Source organism: uncultured Parasphingopyxis sp. (genome assembly GCF_937129435.1).
Lineage (GTDB): Bacteria > Pseudomonadota > Alphaproteobacteria > Sphingomonadales > Sphingomonadaceae > Parasphingopyxis.
The window spans coordinates 1-16,656 of the sequence record NZ_CAKZNF010000078.1; the positions used below are offsets into that span (position 1 = coordinate 1).

16 protein-coding genes are annotated in these 16,656 nt (G+C 63.6%); 3 read left to right on the forward strand and 13 right to left on the reverse strand.

Annotation, left to right across the window (positions count from 1 at the left end; translation table 11 throughout):
- Positions 1-139 precede the first annotated feature (139 nt).
- The 11 genes from scpA to Q0139_RS12315 all read right to left on the reverse strand — a co-directional run bounded on the left by scpA (position 140) and on the right by Q0139_RS12315 (position 10,850).
- Positions 140-2,275: a methylmalonyl-CoA mutase gene (gene scpA, locus Q0139_RS12265; protein WP_298022314.1), complete on the reverse strand. Its 2,136-nt coding sequence runs from the start codon at positions 2,273-2,275 to the stop codon at positions 140-142.
- A gap of 77 nt (positions 2,276-2,352) precedes the next feature.
- Complete coding sequence (locus Q0139_RS12270) at positions 2,353-3,138, reverse strand: enoyl-CoA hydratase-related protein (protein WP_298022317.1); 786 nt, start codon at positions 3,136-3,138, stop codon at positions 2,353-2,355.
- Between the two features lie 71 nt (positions 3,139-3,209).
- The gene (gene mce, locus Q0139_RS12275) at positions 3,210-3,629 is read right to left on the reverse strand and encodes a methylmalonyl-CoA epimerase (RefSeq protein WP_298022321.1); all 420 of its coding nucleotides are present in this window, start codon (positions 3,627-3,629) and stop codon (positions 3,210-3,212) included.
- 13 nt (positions 3,630-3,642) lie between these two features.
- Entirely contained in the window at positions 3,643-4,590 is a 948-nt protein-coding gene (locus Q0139_RS12280) for a DUF808 domain-containing protein (protein WP_298022323.1), read from the reverse strand.
- 155 nt (positions 4,591-4,745) lie between these two features.
- A complete protein-coding gene (locus Q0139_RS12285) occupies positions 4,746-5,012 on the reverse strand; it encodes a GIY-YIG nuclease family protein (protein WP_298022326.1) in 267 nt (88 codons plus the stop codon).
- A gap of 128 nt (positions 5,013-5,140) precedes the next feature.
- On the reverse strand, positions 5,141-6,673 hold the full coding sequence (locus tag Q0139_RS12290) for an acyl-CoA carboxylase subunit beta (protein ID WP_298022330.1): 1,533 nt from the start codon (positions 6,671-6,673) through the stop codon (positions 5,141-5,143).
- A gap of 75 nt (positions 6,674-6,748) precedes the next feature.
- On the reverse strand, positions 6,749-7,774 hold the full coding sequence (locus Q0139_RS12295; RefSeq protein ID WP_298022333.1) for an NAD-dependent epimerase/dehydratase family protein: 1,026 nt from the start codon (positions 7,772-7,774) through the stop codon (positions 6,749-6,751).
- 78 nt (positions 7,775-7,852) lie between these two features.
- Positions 7,853-8,344, reverse strand: a complete 492-nt coding sequence (locus Q0139_RS12300; protein ID WP_298022335.1) for a hypothetical protein — start codon at positions 8,342-8,344, stop codon at positions 7,853-7,855.
- Positions 8,345-8,401: 57 nt separating this feature from the next.
- A complete protein-coding gene (locus Q0139_RS12305; RefSeq protein ID WP_298022337.1) occupies positions 8,402-8,812 on the reverse strand; it encodes a RidA family protein in 411 nt (136 codons plus the stop codon).
- The gene (locus Q0139_RS12310; RefSeq protein WP_298022340.1) at positions 8,813-9,304 is read right to left on the reverse strand and encodes a hypothetical protein; all 492 of its coding nucleotides are present in this window, start codon (positions 9,302-9,304) and stop codon (positions 8,813-8,815) included.
- A gap of 43 nt (positions 9,305-9,347) precedes the next feature.
- Complete coding sequence (locus Q0139_RS12315; protein ID WP_298022424.1) at positions 9,348-10,850, reverse strand: CoA-acylating methylmalonate-semialdehyde dehydrogenase; 1,503 nt, start codon at positions 10,848-10,850, stop codon at positions 9,348-9,350.
- Between the two features lie 121 nt (positions 10,851-10,971).
- Here Q0139_RS12315 and Q0139_RS12320 point away from each other — a divergent pair, with 121 nt between their 5' ends.
- The 3 genes from Q0139_RS12320 (at position 10,972) to Q0139_RS12330 (ending at position 14,843) form a co-directional block, all read left to right on the forward strand.
- Positions 10,972-12,552, forward strand: coding sequence for a long-chain-fatty-acid--CoA ligase (locus Q0139_RS12320; RefSeq protein WP_298022343.1), 1,581 nt, complete (start codon positions 10,972-10,974; stop codon positions 12,550-12,552).
- 115 nt (positions 12,553-12,667) lie between these two features.
- Complete coding sequence (gene cysQ / locus Q0139_RS12325) at positions 12,668-13,468, forward strand: 3'(2'),5'-bisphosphate nucleotidase CysQ (RefSeq protein ID WP_298022346.1); 801 nt, start codon at positions 12,668-12,670, stop codon at positions 13,466-13,468.
- Positions 13,469-13,532: 64 nt separating this feature from the next.
- Positions 13,533-14,843 (forward strand): acyltransferase, encoded by a 1,311-nt coding sequence (locus Q0139_RS12330; RefSeq protein ID WP_298022349.1) that lies wholly within the window; start codon positions 13,533-13,535, stop codon positions 14,841-14,843.
- 5 nt (positions 14,844-14,848) lie between these two features.
- On the opposite strand, the gene Q0139_RS12335 is transcribed toward Q0139_RS12330, so the two are convergent.
- Positions 14,849-15,820 (reverse strand): quinone oxidoreductase, encoded by a 972-nt coding sequence (locus Q0139_RS12335; RefSeq protein WP_298022351.1) that lies wholly within the window; start codon positions 15,818-15,820, stop codon positions 14,849-14,851.
- The gene (locus Q0139_RS12340; protein WP_298022354.1) at positions 15,820-16,602 is read right to left on the reverse strand and encodes an SDR family oxidoreductase; all 783 of its coding nucleotides are present in this window, start codon (positions 16,600-16,602) and stop codon (positions 15,820-15,822) included. Before Q0139_RS12340 ends, Q0139_RS12335 begins: the two co-directional genes overlap by 1 nt.
- Between the last annotated feature and the right edge of the window lie 54 nt (positions 16,603-16,656).

Genomic DNA, 16,656 nt, shown 5'->3' on the forward strand with positions numbered 1-16,656 from the left:
GATTTCCTCACGGGTCCAGTCGGTGCGGATCGCTTGCTCTTCGTCGTGCTGAACGTGTTTCAGCATCCACTCTTCCTCCCGAAATCACCAGGCAATCTGATGTGTGAACCCTGAAACAAGTTCAGGGTGACGGCAACTCTCACTCCGCAGCCTCCTCGAGCGGCGGCAGATTGTGCCCCAACAGTTTCAGCACCTCGCCCGCCGCATCGACCAGATTCGTCCCCGGTCCGAAGATCGCCTTCACCCCCGCCTGCCGCAGGAAATCGTAATCCTGCTGCGGGATCACGCCGCCGGCGATGACCTTGATGTCGTCGCGGCCCGCGTCCTTCAGCTTCTGGATCAGTTCGGGGATCAGAGATTTGTGACCGGCGGCGAGGCTTGAGGCGCCGATCACGTCGACATCGTTTTCGATCGCGTCCTTCGCGGCTTCCTCGGGAGTCTGGAAGAGCGGGCCGCTGACGATCTCGAATCCCAGATCGGCGAAGGCGCTGGCGACGAGATTGGCGCCGCGATCGTGTCCGTCCTGTCCCATCTTGGCCACCATCATCCGCGGCTTGCGGCCTAGCCGTCGCTCGACGGCCGCGACACCCTCTTCGGCGCGTTCCCAAACGGGATCGCCCTTGTAAGCACCGCCATAGATGCCGCTGACCGGCGTCGGGCGCGTATCGTACCGCCCGAACGCGTCTTCCATTGCGCTCGATATCTCGCCCAGCGTACACCGCGCCCGCGCGCATTCCACGGCGAGCGCCAGCAGGTTCGCGTCAGCTTTCGCGCCTTCGGTCATGTTCGCGAGCGCTTGTTGCGCCGCGTCCTCGTCGCGTTCGGCGCGCGTCTTCTCGATCCGTGCGATCTGGTCGCGGCGGACGCGCGCCGTGTCGATATCGAGGATATCGATCTCCTCTTCCTCGGCACGGCGATATTTGTTGACGCCGACAATGACCTGATCGCCGCGATCGACGGCGGCGGCCTTGGCGGCGGCGGCCTCCTCGATGTGGCGCTTGGGCAGGCCCTCGGCCACGGCCTTCGTCATACCGCCGGCGGCCTCGACCTCCTCGATCAGCTCCCACGCCTTGTCCGCCAGCTCCTGCGTCAGATGCTCGATATAATAAGAGCCGCCCAGCGGATCGGCGACCTTGGTGATGCCGCTCTCGTCCTGCAGGATCAGCTGCGTGTTGCGCGCGATCCGGGCCGAGTTGTCGGTCGGCAGCGCCACCGCCTCATCGAAGCTGTTGGTGTGCAGGCTCTGCGTCCCGCCGAGCGTCGCCGCCATCGCCTCGATCGTGGTGCGGATGACGTTGTTGTAGGGATCCTGCTCGGTCAGCGAGACGCCGCTCGTTTGGCAATGCGTCCGCAGCATCTTAGACTTGGGGTTCTGCGCGCCGAAATCGTCCATGATCGAATGCCACAATTTTCGCCCCGCGCGCATCTTGGCGATCTCCATGAAGAAGTTCATGCCGATGCCCCAGAAGAAGCTGAGGCGCGGGGCGAAGCTGTCGACATCGAGACCCTTGGCCATCGCGGCGCGGACATATTCCATCCCGTCGGCGAGCGTATAGGCGAGCTCCTGCACCGCCGTCGCGCCGGCCTCGTGCATGTGGTAGCCGCTGATCGAGATCGAGTTGAACCGCGGCATGTGCTCCGAGGTGTAGCCGATAATGTCCGCCACGATCCGCATCGACGGTTCGGGCGGATAGATATAGGTGTTGCGGACCATGAACTCCTTGAGGATGTCGTTCTGGATGGTCCCCGACAGGTCTTTCTGGGCAACGCCCTGCTCTTCCGCCGCGACGATATAGAATGCGAGGATCGGAATCACGGCACCGTTCATCGTCATCGAGACGCTCATCTCGTCGAGCGGGATCTGTTCGAACAGGATCTGCATGTCGGCGAGCGTGTCGATCGCGACGCCGGCCTTGCCGACATCGCCCGTCACGCGCGGATGATCGCTGTCATAGCCGCGATGCGTGGCGAGATCGAAGGCGACCGACAGCCCCTTCTGCCCGGCGGCGAGATTGCGGCGATAGAAGGCGTTTGAATCCTCGGCCGTCGAAAAGCCCGCATATTGCCGGATCGTCCAGGGGCGCCCGGTATACATCGAGGCATAGGGGCCGCGCGTATAGGGTTCGAAGCCCGGCATGCCCGGATCGAGCGCATCGCCGGCACCATAGGCGGGCCGGACGGTGATGCCCTCGGGCGTCTCCCAGTCGAGCTCGCGGCCCTTCACTTCCTTGTCGGCGCGCGCGCGCCATTCGTCGTAGCTCGGCTTGTCGGTCATTTTTCGGCCCTCTTGCCGGGCGCGCCTCCAAGGTCGCGCCGTCGTTTCGATCAAGCACGCCCCTCAGGGCGCGCGACCTATCGTCCCTTGAATTCGGGCTTGCGCTTCTGAAGGAAAGCCATCGCTCCCTCGCGCGCGTCTTCGCTGTCGCCCGCCACCCGCTGTCCTTCGGCTTCGCGGATCAATGCTGTCGCGAAATCGCATTCCATCGCTTCGGCGAGGTTCCGGCGCATCTGTCCCAGTGCCACGGTCGGCATGGCGGCAAGCCGCCGGGCCAGTTCCTGCGCCTCCCGCATTAGCGAATCGGGATCGACAACCTTGTGGATCGCGCCCCATTCATAGGCCTTCTCGGCCGTCAGTTTTTCGCCGAGCATCATCAGTTCGGTCGCGCGCGCCTTGCCGACCAGGCGCGACAGCATCCAGCTTGCCCCACCGTCCGGGACGAGCCCGATATTGACGAACGCCTGGAGGAAATAGGCCTTGTCGGAAGCGATGACGAAATCGTTCGCGAGCGCGATCGAGCAACCGACCCCCGCCGCCGGACCGTTGATCGCGCCGATCGTCGGGATGTCGAGACGATGCAGCTTGACGAGCATCGGATTATAATGGTTCATCAGTGACTTGTAGCTGCCCTGGCCACCAGAAATATCGCTCGCGCGCCCGCCCGAAAGATCCGCACCAGAGCAAAAACCGCGCCCCGCTCCCGTAAAGATGAGCGCCCGCGCGCCACCGAGTTTATCCAGCGCATGATTGATCTCGTCGGCCATGGGCAGGCCGCAGGCGTTCATCTTCTCTGGAACATTCAGGGTGATCGTCGCAATCTCGTCGGAAACATCCAACGTGATGGTTTCGAATTCTGACATGCAATTTTCTCCCGGGGAGGATTACGTTTGCGTCAACGGTGCCGCAGAAGCTCTATCGTTGCAAGTGGCCGTTAGTGCTCTTGCTTCGGCGTCTCCATGATCTCCGTCAGCACGCCGCCCATGTCCTTGGGATGGACGAAGAAGATCGGGGTTCCGTGGGCACCGATCCGCGTCTTGCCGAGGATACGCTTGCCCATGGCCTCATATTCGATCCGCGCGACCTGGATGTCGGGCACCTCGAAACACAAATGATGCTGGCCGCCGGCCGGATTGGCCTCGAGGAAATTGGCGATCGGCGAATCCTCGTCGAGCGGCTCGATGAGCTCGATCTGGCAATTGGGCGTGTCGACGAAGCAGACCTTCACTCCCTGTTCGGGCATGTCGAACGTATCGTGGATGAAGGTCGCGCCCATGATCTCGCGCCAGAAGACGATGCTGTCTTCGATCGAGGGCGTGGCGACGCCGACATGGTTGAGGGGGCCGAGTTGCATAAGTTGCTCCTGTCTAGTGATTGGCGCCGTGCGGCATGATCCTGTGCACGATCGGCGCGAGGATCGAGCCGATAATCACCGCAACGATGGTCGAGGCAAGCGCGAAGACGAACCAGTCGGCAAAGCCGTGCAGGCTTGCGGGCGAGGCTTCGACGATCGGATGCGCCACGGCGTGGATCCAGTCTTCGGGCGTATGCCATCCGAGCGCGGCGGCATTGTGGATGAGGAGACCGCCACCGACCCAGGCCATCGCCACCGTTCCGACGATGGAGATGAAGGTCAGCAGCTTGGGCATGAAACCGACGAGCCCGCGCCCGAAGCCCGCCCAGGCGCTGCCCTCGTCCTGCGCCAGATGCAGCCCGAAATCGTCCATCTTCACGATCATCGCGACCGCGCCATAGACGACGGCGGTGATGACGATGCCGATCAGGCCGAGGATCAGGCCCTGCTGCCACCAGACCTCGTCCGTCACTTCGTTGAGCGCGATCGCCATGATCTCTGCGGACAGGATCAGGTCGGTGCGGATCGCGCCGGAAACCATCCTGTTCTCGCGCTCGACGCTGCCCCCTTCGATGACGGGAGTCTCGTGCTTGTTGGTCTCGTCGACATGGAAGAGTTCGAGGATTTTCTCCGCTGCCTCGTAGGAGAGAAACAGCCCGCCCATGATCAGGATAACGGGAATGAGGAACGGTGCGAACTGGCCGAGCAGCACGGCGGCGGGAAGCAGGAAGAGCAGCTTGTTCTTGAACGATCCTTTGGCGATCCGCCAGATCATCGGCAATTCGCGCGCCGGCGAGAAACCGGTGACGTAGCGCGGCGTCACCGCGGCGTCGTCGATCACCACGCCAGCGGTCTTGGCCCCCGCCCGCCCGGCGGCGGCTCCGATATCGTCGATAGACGCGGCGGCGACCTTGGAAATCGCAGCGACGTCGTCGAGAAGGGCTACTAGGCCTGAGGGCATGGGAAGCCGATCAAAAGTTCGATAATCATCTGCATTGCCATACCATCGTCATTGCGAGGAGCAACGCGACGAAGCAATCCAGAGCGGTAAGGGACAGCGCGAGCGGCTCTGGATTGCCGCGTCGCCTTCGGCTCCTCGCAATGACAGCGGACGGTTCAAAACAAATCCTCGTACAAATCACGCCATGTCGGATTGTCGGCCTCGATCAACGTCAGCTTCTTCTTCCGTGACCCACCCTTGATCTGCTTCTCCCGCGCGATCGCAGCTTCCATAGTCTCATGCATTTCGAACCAGACGAGGAACTTGCAGCCATATCGCTTGGTATACCCGGGAACTAGACCCTCACTATGCTGATAAGCCCGCTGCGGCAGGTTCGACGTAACCCCGGCATACACCGCCCCGTTCCGCCGATTGGCCATCATGTAAACCGCCGGTCGCTTCACCTCATCCGTGCCCCACCCCCGTCATCGCGAGGAGAGCAGCGACGACGCGATCCAGAGCGTCACGCGACACGCCCTGGATTGCTTCGCTCCGCTCGCACTGACATTAGCTACAACGGAATATTGTCATGCTTCTTCCACGGATTCTCCAGCGCCTTGTTGCGGAGCTTCCGTAAGCCGAGCGCGATGCGGCGCCGGGTGGAATGCGGCATAATGACCTCGTCGATAAAGCCCTTCGACGCCGCCACGAACGGGTTGGCGAAGCGGTCTTCGTATTCCTTCGTCTTTTCGGCGATCTTGTCGGGGTCGTCGCGGTCCTGGCGGAAGATGATCTCGACCGCGCCCTTGGCGCCCATCACCGCGATCTCGGCGGTCGGCCAAGCGTAGTTCAGATCGCCGCGCAGATGCTTCGACGCCATCACGTCGTATGCGCCGCCATAGGCCTTGCGCGTGATGACCGTAATCTTGGGCACCGTCGCCTCGGCATAGGCGAAGAGCAGCTTGGCGCCGTTCTTGATGATGCCGTTATGCTCCTGCCCGACGCCGGGGAGGAAGCCCGGCACGTCCACGAACGTCACGATCGGAATTTCAAAGGCATCGCAGAAACGCACGAAGCGCCCGGCCTTTTTCGACGCGGCGATGTCGAGGCAGCCGGCGAGCACCATCGGCTGGTTGGCGACGATGCCGACCGTGCGGCCTTCGATCCGGCCGAAACCGGTAATGATGTTGGCGGCATGGGCAGGTTGCAGCTCGAAGAAATCGCCCTCGTCGAGCGTCTTCCGGATCAGCTCGTGCATGTCATAGGGATGCGCGGCGCTGGCGGGCACGAGCTGGTCGAGGCTCGGCTCCTCGCGGTCCCACGGGTCTGCGGTGGGGCGCTCCGGCACCTCCTCGCGGTTCGACGCGGGCAGGAAATCGATGAAGTCGCGCGCCGCCATCAGCGCCTCGATATCGTTTTCGAACGCCACATCGGCGACGCCCGATTTGGTGGTGTGGGTGACGGCGCCGCCCAGTTCCTCCTGCGTCACCACCTCGTTGGTGACGGTTTTGACCACGTCCGGCCCGGTGACGAACATATAGCTCGAATCCTTCACCATGAAGATGAAGTCGGTCATCGCCGGCGAGTACACCGCGCCGCCCGCGCACGGGCCCATGATGAGGCTGAGCTGCGGCACGACGCCCGACGCGAGCACGTTGCGCTGGAACACCTCGGCATAGCCGCCGAGGCTCGCCACGCCTTCCTGGATACGCGCTCCGCCCGAATCGTTGAGGCCGATTACCGGGGCGCCGACTTTCATGGCGCTGTCCATGACCTTGCAGATCTTCTCGGCATGGCGCTCGGACAGCGATCCGCCGAACACGGTGAAGTCCTGACTGAAGGCGAAGACGAGGCGGCCGTTGACCGTGCCCGATCCCGTCACCACGCCGTCGCCGGGGACCACGGTATCGGGCATGCCGAAATCGACGCAATTATGCTCGACGAACATGTCGAGCTCTTCGAACGATCCTTCGTCGAACAGCACTTCAAGCCGTTCGCGCGCCGTCAGCTTGCCGCGCGCATGCTGCGCATCGATCCGCTTTTGCCCGCCGCCAAGCCGCGCTTCCTCGCGCCGCCGTTCCAGATCTTCGATCACTTCCTGCATGAGATGCCCTGTCCTTTTTCCCGTGGGGAGGGGTGTCGGGACGTGGAAGCAGGATCGGCGGTGAAAATCAACGCGTCAGCTTTTGACGACGCCCTGATCGAACAGGCTGTCGACCGTATCGACGATGGTCTGATCGGCCGGAATGTAGGTGAAGCCAAGCGCTTCGGCGACATGCGCGCCCGAAACGTCGCGCCGCTTTCCGGCATTGCGCTTCACCTGTCTCATCTCGGGCATGAACATCGCGAGGATCGACACCATGAAGCCGGGCATGCGCCGTTTCGGTATCTTCTTCGCGCGCGCCTCGGGCAGTCGTTCGCGCAGGATTTCGGCCATCTCGCTCACCCACATGAAGCGGCAAGAGGCGGCGAAACGCTCTCCGCGCACTTTGTCCTCCGGCGCCTCCAGCGCAAGGACGTGGATTTTCGCGACATCGCGGACATCGACGACGCCGATCCCGACATTGGGCACCATCGGCATGCCGCCGTCGACAAGCCGCTTGAGCACCTCGACCGAGGTCGACAGGTCCTCATTCGCGACCGGACCGAACACGGCGACCGGATTGACCGAACAGAATGCCATGCCGGGCGCGTTCTCCGCTACCCAGTCGCGCGCCGCGCGTTCGGCGATCGTTTTCGACTGGATATAGGGTTCGGCGTCGGGGCCATCGAGATTGCTCCAGTCGCTCTCGTCGAACTCCTCGCGATTGCCATGGCCATAGGCGATGGCGGCGGCGGAGCTGGTCTGCACGAAGCGCGTAACGCCCGCTTCCCTGGCGAAGCGCAGCGCACGCAAGGTCCCTTCGCGCGCCGGCACGATCAGATCGTCGGCGTTTTTCGGGATTCCCATCGGAAAGGGCGAGGCGACATGCGCGACATGGGTGCAGCCGGCATTGGCCTCGGCCCAACCCGCATCGTCCATCAGGACCGCCTCGAAGATTTTCAGCCGCTCGCCCGCCGCCGGCCAGCGCCCGCGCAGCCGCGTTTCGCTCTTCGCCCTGGAACGCACCGTGGTGTGCACCGTCCAGCCGCGTTCGAGCAGCTGGTCGATGAGTTCGCCGCCGATATATCCCGTGCCGCCCGTCACGAGCACCGTTCCCGCCATGTCCGCCTCTCCTCCCGACTCCGCGTTTCGCGTGAGCGGGGCGGTTATGCCGCAATTTCGCGGTCGCGGCGAGGTGTATCAGCTGGGCGGCGTGCAGGCGTCGCGGTTCGCCGGCAGCCGGCCGAGACGGCGCAATACCGAATCGCGAATGGCTGCGTCGCCGCGAAAGCGCGGAACGACGCGGACGGCGAAAACGGTCGGATGCTCGTCGCCTTCGAAGGCGAGATCGCCGTCGCTGGCGCCAGTCTGTTCCTCCTCGAACGTACCGAAGACGAAGCGCGCGCCGGCAACGTTGAGCGTGCCGTCCGTCTCATCGGCCTCGGGCTCATATTGCACGCGGTTGTCCTTTTCGAGGAACTGCATTTCGCCCTCTTCGCGCTGGAGCACGAAATAGGTCAGGCTGCGCTGTTGCAGCGCCGTGCCCGGAAACAGCAGCCGCATGCTCTCGCCTTCTTCGAGCCGCAGGCTGAACGTCTCCGCGCAGAGCAGCGCCGGGCCTTCCCAATCGTCATGATCATAGTCCGGCGGCGGCACGCTCAGCATCGCTGTCAGGATGGCGCTCGCAAGCATGGGCATTTCCCTTCGATGTCGGACCCGCGGCTTCTATCCGGAACCAAGGTTGCGAAATCAAGCGCTTGCGATCACCGCCTCGGCCTCGATCTCGACCTTCCATTCGGGGCGCAGCAACGCAGCGACGACCACCATCGTCGCGGCGGGACGGATATCGCCGAAAAGCTCGCCATGCACCGCCCCGATCGCATCGCTATCCGCTGCATCGGTGATGAACATCCGCGTCCGCACGACATCGCCGGGCGACCCGCCCAGCTCCCTGATCGCCGCCCCGATGATCGCGAAACACCGCCGCGCCTGCGCCGCCGCATCGCCGGACGTGGAAGACCCGTCTGCTTCGATCGGCCCGGTGCCGGATACGAGTATGCGGTTGCCAGTGCGGATGGCGCGGGAGAAGCCGTAAGCGACTTCAAACGGGGATCCAGATTGCGTGTCGCGACGGTCTGGTCTCAACGAACGCGCTTTCATCTAATCGACTTCTCGAAGGGAATCGCATTTCTCATATTCCCACGGCTCATGGTCGTCTTCAACGAGAGTCAGCTGCTCCGCGCCGTCGCGCAATTCAAGAATGAAGATTGCATCCCGATTGACATCGACCCCCTCAAGGCGGCCCATCGCCTGCAGGCGTGTCTGTGATTCCTGAACGATTTCATCCGGAAAGAACCCGGATTCGTAGAAGAACATCTCATCCTCTTCGATCCTTATGAGTTCAGCGCTCATGTCATTGCAGGCATATTCCCGGTTTGACGCGCTGTCCCAATACCCACGAAAGCTCTCGGGGAATTCCTCGATCGGTTTCGACCCTTCTGGTTCGATGACGGGAGCGTCATCAGATGCCGAAGTGAGGGCGGTATGGGATGCCGAAACGCTTTCACCATCTCCCGACAAATGATCAGACACCGGCACATCGCCGCAGCCAGTCACGACAAGAGCCCCCAATCCGATGAGTAAGGCCCGCATTTCATTCTCCAACTGTCGTAACGGTTTCAAATTTGGCCAGCATCTACCCCATAGTCGGAATCACAAAGGCGTTCTCGTTGCCGCCGTCGGCGGTGCCATCGGGCCAGCGCTGGGTGACCTTCTTGTTCTTGGTCCAGAAGCGCACGCCTTCCATGCCGTGCTGGTCGATATCGCCGAAGCCCGAGCGCTTCCAGCCGCCGAAGCTGTGATAGGCGACGGGCACCGGGATCGGCACGTTGATGCCGACCATTCCGGCCTCGACCCGATGTGCGAACTCGCGCGCGGCATGGCCGTTGCGCGTGAAGATCGCGACGCCGTTGCCGTACTGGTGTTTGCTCGGCAGTTCGAGCGCCTCTTCGAAGCTCTTCGCGCGCACCATCTGGAGGACGGGGCCGAAAATCTCTTCGCGATAGCTTTCCATGCCCGGCTTCACATGATCGAACAGCGAGGGGCCGATGAAGAAGCCGTTCTCATGACCTTGTAGCGAGAACCCGCGGCCGTCGACGACGAGCTCGGCGCCCTCGTCGACGCCGGTCTGGATCCACTGCTCGATCTTCGCCTTGTGCTCCTTGGTCACGACGGGGCCGTAATGCGCCTCGTCATCGGTCGACACGCCGACGCGCAGCGCGTCGATTGCCGGGATCAGTTTCTCGCGCAGCTTGTCAGCCGTCTCGTCGCCGACCGGAACGACGACGGGGAGCGCCATGCAGCGCTCGCCGGCCGAACCGAAGGCCGCGCCCGACAGGTCGTTCACCACCTGGTCGAGATCGGCGTCGGGCATGACGATGCCGTGGTTCTTCGCACCGCCCATCGCCTGGATGCGCTTCCCGTTCTCGGTGCCGCGCTGATAGACATAGTGCGCAATGTCCGACGAGCCGACGAAGCTCACCGCCTTGATATCGTCATGGTCGAGGATCGCATCGACCATCTGCTTGTCGCCATGGACGACGTTGAGGATGCCGTCGGGCAGCCCCGCTTCCTTCATCAGCTCGGCGAGCCGCACCGGCACGCTCGGATCGCGCTCCGAAGGCTTGAGGATGAAGGCATTGCCCACGGCGATGGCAACGCCGAACATCCACATCGGGATCATCGCGGGAAAGTTGAACGGGGTGATACCGGCGACGATGCCCAAGGGCTGGCGCATCGAATAGACATCGATGCCGGGGCCGGCGCCTTGCGTATATTCGCCCTTCAGCGCGTGCGGGATGCCGCAGGCGAACTCGATCACTTCCAGCCCGCGCTGCACATCGCCTTTCGCGTCCGCGATCACCTTGCCATGTTCGGAAGAGAGCAAGTGCGCGAGTTCGTCCATATTCGCCTCGACAAGCCGCTTATATTCGAACATCACGCGTGCGCGGCGCTGCGGGTTCGTGGCGGCCCAGGCGGGCTGCGCATTGTTCGCCGCGTCCACCGCCTTCTGCAACTCGTCCTGCGTTCCCAGCGACACCCGCGCCTGCACTTCGCCCGAGTTCGGGTCCCAGATGTCGTGCTGACGCGAGCCGCCGCCTGCCGAACCGCCATTGATGAAATGCTCGATGCTGCGCATTGCTTTTGGTCTCCCGCGCTCTAGAAATTCGGCCATGCCCATAGGCCATGGCGATCCGCATGGCTATGCCAAGAATAGTGAGTGGACTCTGTGAGGGTTCGCCAATGTCGAGAGGAACATTATGACGCCGCAACACCAGGCCGCAACGCTCGACCAGCTCGCCGATTTCTGGGCGAGCGAACGGCCCGATCATGTCGCCTACCGGTTCGAGGGGCGCGATACGACATTCGCCGGGGTGCGCGATACGATGGAGGCGCTGGCGCGCGCGCTCGTTGCTGCAGGGCTCGACAAGGGGCAGCGGATCGCCTGGGTGGGCAAGAATTCGGATCAATATTTCATGCTGCTCTTCGCCGCCGGACGCGTCGGCGCCACCGTCGTCCCGGTCGGCTGGCGGCTGGCCGAGGCGGAAATGCGGTACATCATCGACGATGCCGAGGCGGGTGCAATCGTCGCGACGCCAGACTATCTCGACATGGCAAAGCGCCTCGCCGCCGATATCGACAAGGTCGATACCGTCTGGGTCAGCGAAGGCGATGCCGATGTGCCGAACCTGCAGGCCGTGGCCGAAGCGGCGAAGGACGATGCATCGCCGCCCACCGCCACCAGCACCGATGCTCTGGTCCAGCTCTACACGTCGGGCACGACGGGCCACCCCAAAGGCGTTGTGCTGACGCACGGCAACTTCCTCGATCTGGCGCGCGATCCCGATATCCAGACGCCCGACTGGGATCACTGGACGCCCGAGGAATCGGGCCTGTTGCCGATGCCCGTCGGCCATATTGCTGGCACCGGATACGGCCTGATCCCGTTCAATTCGGGATCGGCCTGTACGATCACCGCCGAATTCGATCCGGGCGAAATTCTCGACCTGATCAACGAGCACAAGGTGACACGCTTCTTCCTCGTGCCCGCTGCGCTGCAATTCCTGATCGGCCATCCCAAGGCCAAGGACACTGATACATCGAAGGTCAGCCAGGTCGGCTATGGCGCCTCGCCGATCCCGCTCGACCTGCTGCGCGCCTGCATGAAGGCCTTCCCCAATGCGGGCTTCGTCCAGTCCTACGGGATGACCGAAACGACCGGCGCGGTGGTCGTGCTCGAACCCGAGGACCACGATCCGGAGGGCAATGAACGGATGCGTTCAGCAGGCCGGGCCCTGCCCGGCTGCGAAGCGATGGTCGTCGACGAGGAGTTCAACGAGGTACCGCTCGGCGAAGTCGGCGAGATTGTCATCCGTAGCCCGAAAAACATGGCGCATTACTGGAAGCTGCCCGACAAGACGGCGGAGACGGTCAACCAGGATGGCTGGCTCCGCACCGGCGATGCCGGCTATATGGACGCCGACGGCTATGTCTTCATCCACGACCGGATGAAGGACATGATCATTTCGGGCGGCGAGAATGTCTATCCGGCCGAGGTCGAGAACGCGATCTATTCGCACCCGAAAGTTGCCGATGTGGCCGTGATCGGTGTTCCCGATGAAAAATGGGGTGAAGCCGTCAAGGCCGTGATCGTCCGCAAGCCGGGCGAGGAGCTGGACGAAGACGAGTTGATCGGCTGGACGCGCGAAAAGATCGCCGCCTTCAAATGCCCGAAATCGGTGGATTTCACCGACATGCTGCCGCGCAACGCCAGCGGCAAGATCCTGCGAAAGGATTTGCGCGCGCCCTATTGGGAAGGCAAGGAACGGCAGGTAAATTGAGGGGCGCCGATTCAATCCCAAGCCGTTAGGGCTGAGCCTGTCGAAGCCCGCCTCTCGAAGTCGATAGACGCCCTTCGACAAGCTCAGGGCTAACGGCAATTTGGAAAGCGTTCAGTTGCAAAAGGAAAACCATCTCGACCTGATGATCGATCTTGCCCTGAAAGCCGGCAAGGCGATCGACGAAATTTACGAGAAAGGTTGCGAAAGCGACGAGAAGGGCGACGGCTCTCCCGTCACGATCGCCGACAAGCGGGGTGAGGAGATCATCGAGGCGGGCCTGCGCAAGGGCGCGCCGGACATTCCCATACTCGCCGAAGAAGCCGCGTCGGAAGGCAATATCCCCGAACTCGGCAACCGTTTCTTCCTCGTCGACCCGCTCGACGGGACGCGCGAATTTCTCTCGCGCAACGGCGAATTCACGGTCAATATCGCGCTGATCGACCATGGCCGCCCGGTCGCCGGCGTCGTCTACGCCCCCGCCATCGCCAAGCTCTATTATGGGGCACGCGGCGAAGGCGCCTTCTTTCAGTCGATCGTGCCCGGCCAATCGCGCAATGAGGCCGAACACCCGCACGAGATCGAGGCTCGCGCTCCCTTCCATAAGGGCCTTGTCGCCGTCGCCAGCCGCAGCCACCGCTCGCCCGAAACCGAAGCGCTGCTCGACAAGATCGGCGTCGCCGATTTCACCCCCGCCGGGTCGAGCCTCAAATTCTGCCTGCTCGCCCAGGGGTCTGCGGACGTCTATCCACGCCTCGGCCGGACGATGGAATGGGACACGGGCGCCGGTCAGGCGGTGCTGGAAGCCGCAGGCGGCCGCGTGATGGCACTTGATGGCGAGACCGAAACGGGCCCCCTCGGCTACAACAAGAAAGAGCGGGGCTTCGACAATCCGCACTTCATCGCCTGGGGACGGTGAGCTGAGCGCAGAACAGGCCAGCGCAAAGCCCGCGCGCCGGACGCTCTGGTCGCGGGCACGCGAAATGGCGGAGGCGACGCCGCCGCAGCGAAACCGCTATGTCGATTTCCTGCGCGCGCTTTCCATTCTCGCGGTCGTGTCCGGCCACTGGCTCGTCGCCGCGCCCTATATGGAGGACGGCGCGGTGCAGGGCGAGCACCTGCTCGGCATCCTACCCTGGACGCAGTGGCTGACCTGGGGCTTTCAGGTGATGCCGATCTTCTTCCTCGTCGGCGGCTATTCGAGCGGCATATCCTGGTCTGCCAACCGGCGGGACGGGGGCGGCTATTCGGACTGGCTCGGCGGGCGGCTGGAGCGGCTCATCAATCCCGTGCTGCCTCTGTTCCTGCTCTGGACGCTGTTCGCGCTGTTCGGAACGGCGGTCGGCGTCGAACGCCGGATCCTCGGGCTGGCCGCGCAGCTGGCGCTGATCCCGGTCTGGTTTCTCGCCGTCTATCTCATCGTGACGGCGCTGGTGCCGCTGACCCATGCGGCATGGAGAAAGCTCGGCTTTGCATCCTTCTGGCTGCTTGGGGCAGGGGTGGTCCTGGTCGATGTCGCGACGCTGCGTTTCGGGGTGCGCTACGTCAACTTTGGCAACTTCGCATTCGTCTGGCTGGCCATCACGCAGCTCGGCTATGCGTGGGCAGACGGCCGCCTGGCGCCCGCCAAGGCAATGCTCTGGGCGGTTGGCGGGCTCGCCGCACTCGTCGCGCTCATATGGTTCGGCCCCTATCCGGTGGCCATGATCGGCGTGCCCGGCAACGAGATCACCAATTCGATGCCGCCGACGCTCGCGCTGCTCGCCCTCGGCATTGCACAGACAGGTATCGCGCTCGCGCTGGAACCGGTGGGCCGGAAAATGCTCGACCGCGGTGGCGCGTGGACGAGCGTGATCCTCGTCAACGGCATGATCATGACGATCTATCTCTGGCACCTGACCGCTTTCGTTTTCGTGCTCGTTGCCGCCTGGCTCCTCGGCGGGATCGGGCTGAACGTCGAGCCCGGTAGCGGCGCCTGGTGGCTCGCACGCCCGGGCTGGTTCGCGCTCTACATTGCCGCGCTGCTGCCGTTGATCGCGATTTTCGCGCGCTACGAACAGGCCGGACGCCGGGGCGACACGCCAGAGCTTCCCCGGTGGCGCGTCATTGTCGGATTGCTCCTGATCTGCGCCGGTCTTGCCGCCAGCGCAGCGATCAGCATTGCGAGCCCCAACGGCATAACCGGTGTCCGGCTATGGGTCGTCGCCCTGCCCTATATCGGCGCCACGGTCGCCGGTTTCGGCCCGATCATCGACCTGCTTCGGCGACTGCGGCCCGCAAGGCCGTCGCGGTAAGCACATCAGGGCAGCAGGACCGTCGCGCCGATGGTCTTGCGCGCCTCGAGATCGCCATGGGCCTGCGCCACGTCCTCCAGCGGATATCGCTGCCCGATCTCGACCGAGACCTTGCCGCTTGAAAGCATCTCGAACAGCCGCACCCTGCCCGCTTCGGCGTCTTTGCGTGTCGTATAATAATCGAACATCGTCGGCCGCGTGACGTAGAGCGACCCGTGCGACGCTAGCACACCCAGATTGACGCCCTCGACCGTCCCGCTGGCATTGCCGAAGCTGACCACCAAACCGCGCCGGGCGCAGCTTTTCAGCGAGTCTTCGAACGTCGCCCGTCCCACGCCGTCGAAGACGACGGGCACGCCGGCTCCACCGGTCAGTTCCCTGACGCCATCGGACACGCTATCCTGATCGTAGCGGATGACATGATCGGCACCGGCGGTGCGCGCCTTGTCGGCCTTTTCATCGGTGCTGACCGTGGTGATCACATCGGCGCCGATCGCCTTGAGCCACTGGATCAGGATCTGCCCGGTCGCACCGGCGCCCGCATGGACGAGCACGGTCATCCCGGCCTGCACCTTCGCGCACCGTTCGACCAGGAATTCCGCCGTCTGCCCCTTCAGCATCACGGCGGCGGCGGTTTCGCTCGAAACATCGTGGGGCAGGCGCGTTGCGGATTCGGCGGCGACCAACTGGCCCGTCGCATAGGCGCCCGGGCCCAGAATCGCGACCCGATCGCCCTTGCCGAATCCGGTTACGCCTTCGCCCACGGCCTCCACCACGCCAGCCGCCTCCATGCCGAGCATACCGGGCAGTTCGATTGGATAGGTGCCGTCGCGGTGATAGGTGTCGATATAATTGACGCCGATCGCCTCGTGCCGAACCAGCAGTTCCTTATCGCCGGGCGCATCAACATCAGTCTCGCGCCAACAAATGACGTCGGGCCCGCCGGTCTCCTCGATATAGGCCTGCTTGATACGCATCAGCGGTTGCCCAGCGAACGCCCCGCGCCGCTCGCCCCGTCGACGGGGATGACCGCACCGGTCACATATTGTGCACTGCCCGAGGCGAGAAACATCGCCATGTCGGCAATCTCCTCGATCTCGCCCCAGCGGCCGAGCGGCACGGCTTTCTTCGAAGCTTCCGCAGCTTCGGCATTGGGCGCAAGCCGCTCCATGCCCTCGGTCCCGGCAATCGGACCGGGGCTGATCGAGTTCACGCGAATGCCCTCCGGCCCCCATTCGAGCGCGAGCGTGCGCGTCACTTGATCGATGCCGGCCTTGGCGGCGCAGGCATGAATCTGGAACGGCATGGCGATCCAGCTTTGCGGCGCTGAAATGTTGATCGCGACCGCGCCCGGCTTGGTCATCCCGTCATAACCCGCGCGCATCACGTTGAACGTGCCGAGCAGGTCGATATCGATGACGGTCTTGAACCCGTTGGGGCTGAGTCCGGCGGCCGGTGCGAGGAAATTTCCCGCCGCGCCGGATACCAGCACGTCGATCGTGCCGCGTTCGGCGACAAACTGATCGACAGCGGTCTTCACCGCTTCGGCATCGCGCACATCGAGCGAGAAGCCGAGCGCCGGGCCGGCATCGTTGCCGAGCTCCTTCACCGCGGCATCGACCTTGTCCTGCGACCGGCTGGCGACGCCGAGCCGCGCGCCGGCGGCGGCGAAACCCCTGGCGATGCCGAGATTGATGCCGCTGGTACCGCCGAACACCATGACGTTCTTGCCGGTATGATCGAAAGTTATTCTGCCCATGAATTCGCTCCTGAAAACCCTCTCCCATCGGGAGAGGGATGTTGAGTTCTTAGT

Bases quoted from the DNA above. Each gene is read 5' to 3' on its own strand.
- scpA (WP_298022314.1), bottom strand. From the start codon at position 2,275: ATGACCGACAAGCCGAGCTACGACGAATGGCGCGCGCGCGCCGACAAG.
- Q0139_RS12270 (WP_298022317.1), bottom strand. From the start codon at position 3,138: ATGTCAGAATTCGAAACCATCACGTTGGATGTTTCCGACGAGATTGCG.
- mce (WP_298022321.1), bottom strand. From the start codon at position 3,629: ATGCAACTCGGCCCCCTCAACCATGTCGGCGTCGCCACGCCCTCGATC.
- Q0139_RS12280 (WP_298022323.1), bottom strand. From the start codon at position 4,590: ATGCCCTCAGGCCTAGTAGCCCTTCTCGACGACGTCGCTGCGATTTCC.
- Q0139_RS12285 (WP_298022326.1), bottom strand. From the start codon at position 5,012: ATGATGGCCAATCGGCGGAACGGGGCGGTGTATGCCGGGGTTACGTCG.
- Q0139_RS12290 (WP_298022330.1), bottom strand. From the start codon at position 6,673: ATGCAGGAAGTGATCGAAGATCTGGAACGGCGGCGCGAGGAAGCGCGG.
- Q0139_RS12295 (WP_298022333.1), bottom strand. From the start codon at position 7,774: ATGGCGGGAACGGTGCTCGTGACGGGCGGCACGGGATATATCGGCGGC.
- Q0139_RS12300 (WP_298022335.1), bottom strand. From the start codon at position 8,344: ATGCTTGCGAGCGCCATCCTGACAGCGATGCTGAGCGTGCCGCCGCCG.
- Q0139_RS12305 (WP_298022337.1), bottom strand. From the start codon at position 8,812: ATGAAAGCGCGTTCGTTGAGACCAGACCGTCGCGACACGCAATCTGGA.
- Q0139_RS12310 (WP_298022340.1), bottom strand. From the start codon at position 9,304: ATGCGGGCCTTACTCATCGGATTGGGGGCTCTTGTCGTGACTGGCTGC.
- Q0139_RS12315 (WP_298022424.1), bottom strand. From the start codon at position 10,850: ATGCGCAGCATCGAGCATTTCATCAATGGCGGTTCGGCAGGCGGCGGC.
- Q0139_RS12320 (WP_298022343.1), top strand. From the start codon at position 10,972: ATGACGCCGCAACACCAGGCCGCAACGCTCGACCAGCTCGCCGATTTC.
- Q0139_RS12330 (WP_298022349.1), top strand. From the start codon at position 13,533: ATGGCGGAGGCGACGCCGCCGCAGCGAAACCGCTATGTCGATTTCCTG.
- Q0139_RS12335 (WP_298022351.1), bottom strand. From the start codon at position 15,820: ATGCGTATCAAGCAGGCCTATATCGAGGAGACCGGCGGGCCCGACGTC.
- Q0139_RS12340 (WP_298022354.1), bottom strand. From the start codon at position 16,602: ATGGGCAGAATAACTTTCGATCATACCGGCAAGAACGTCATGGTGTTC.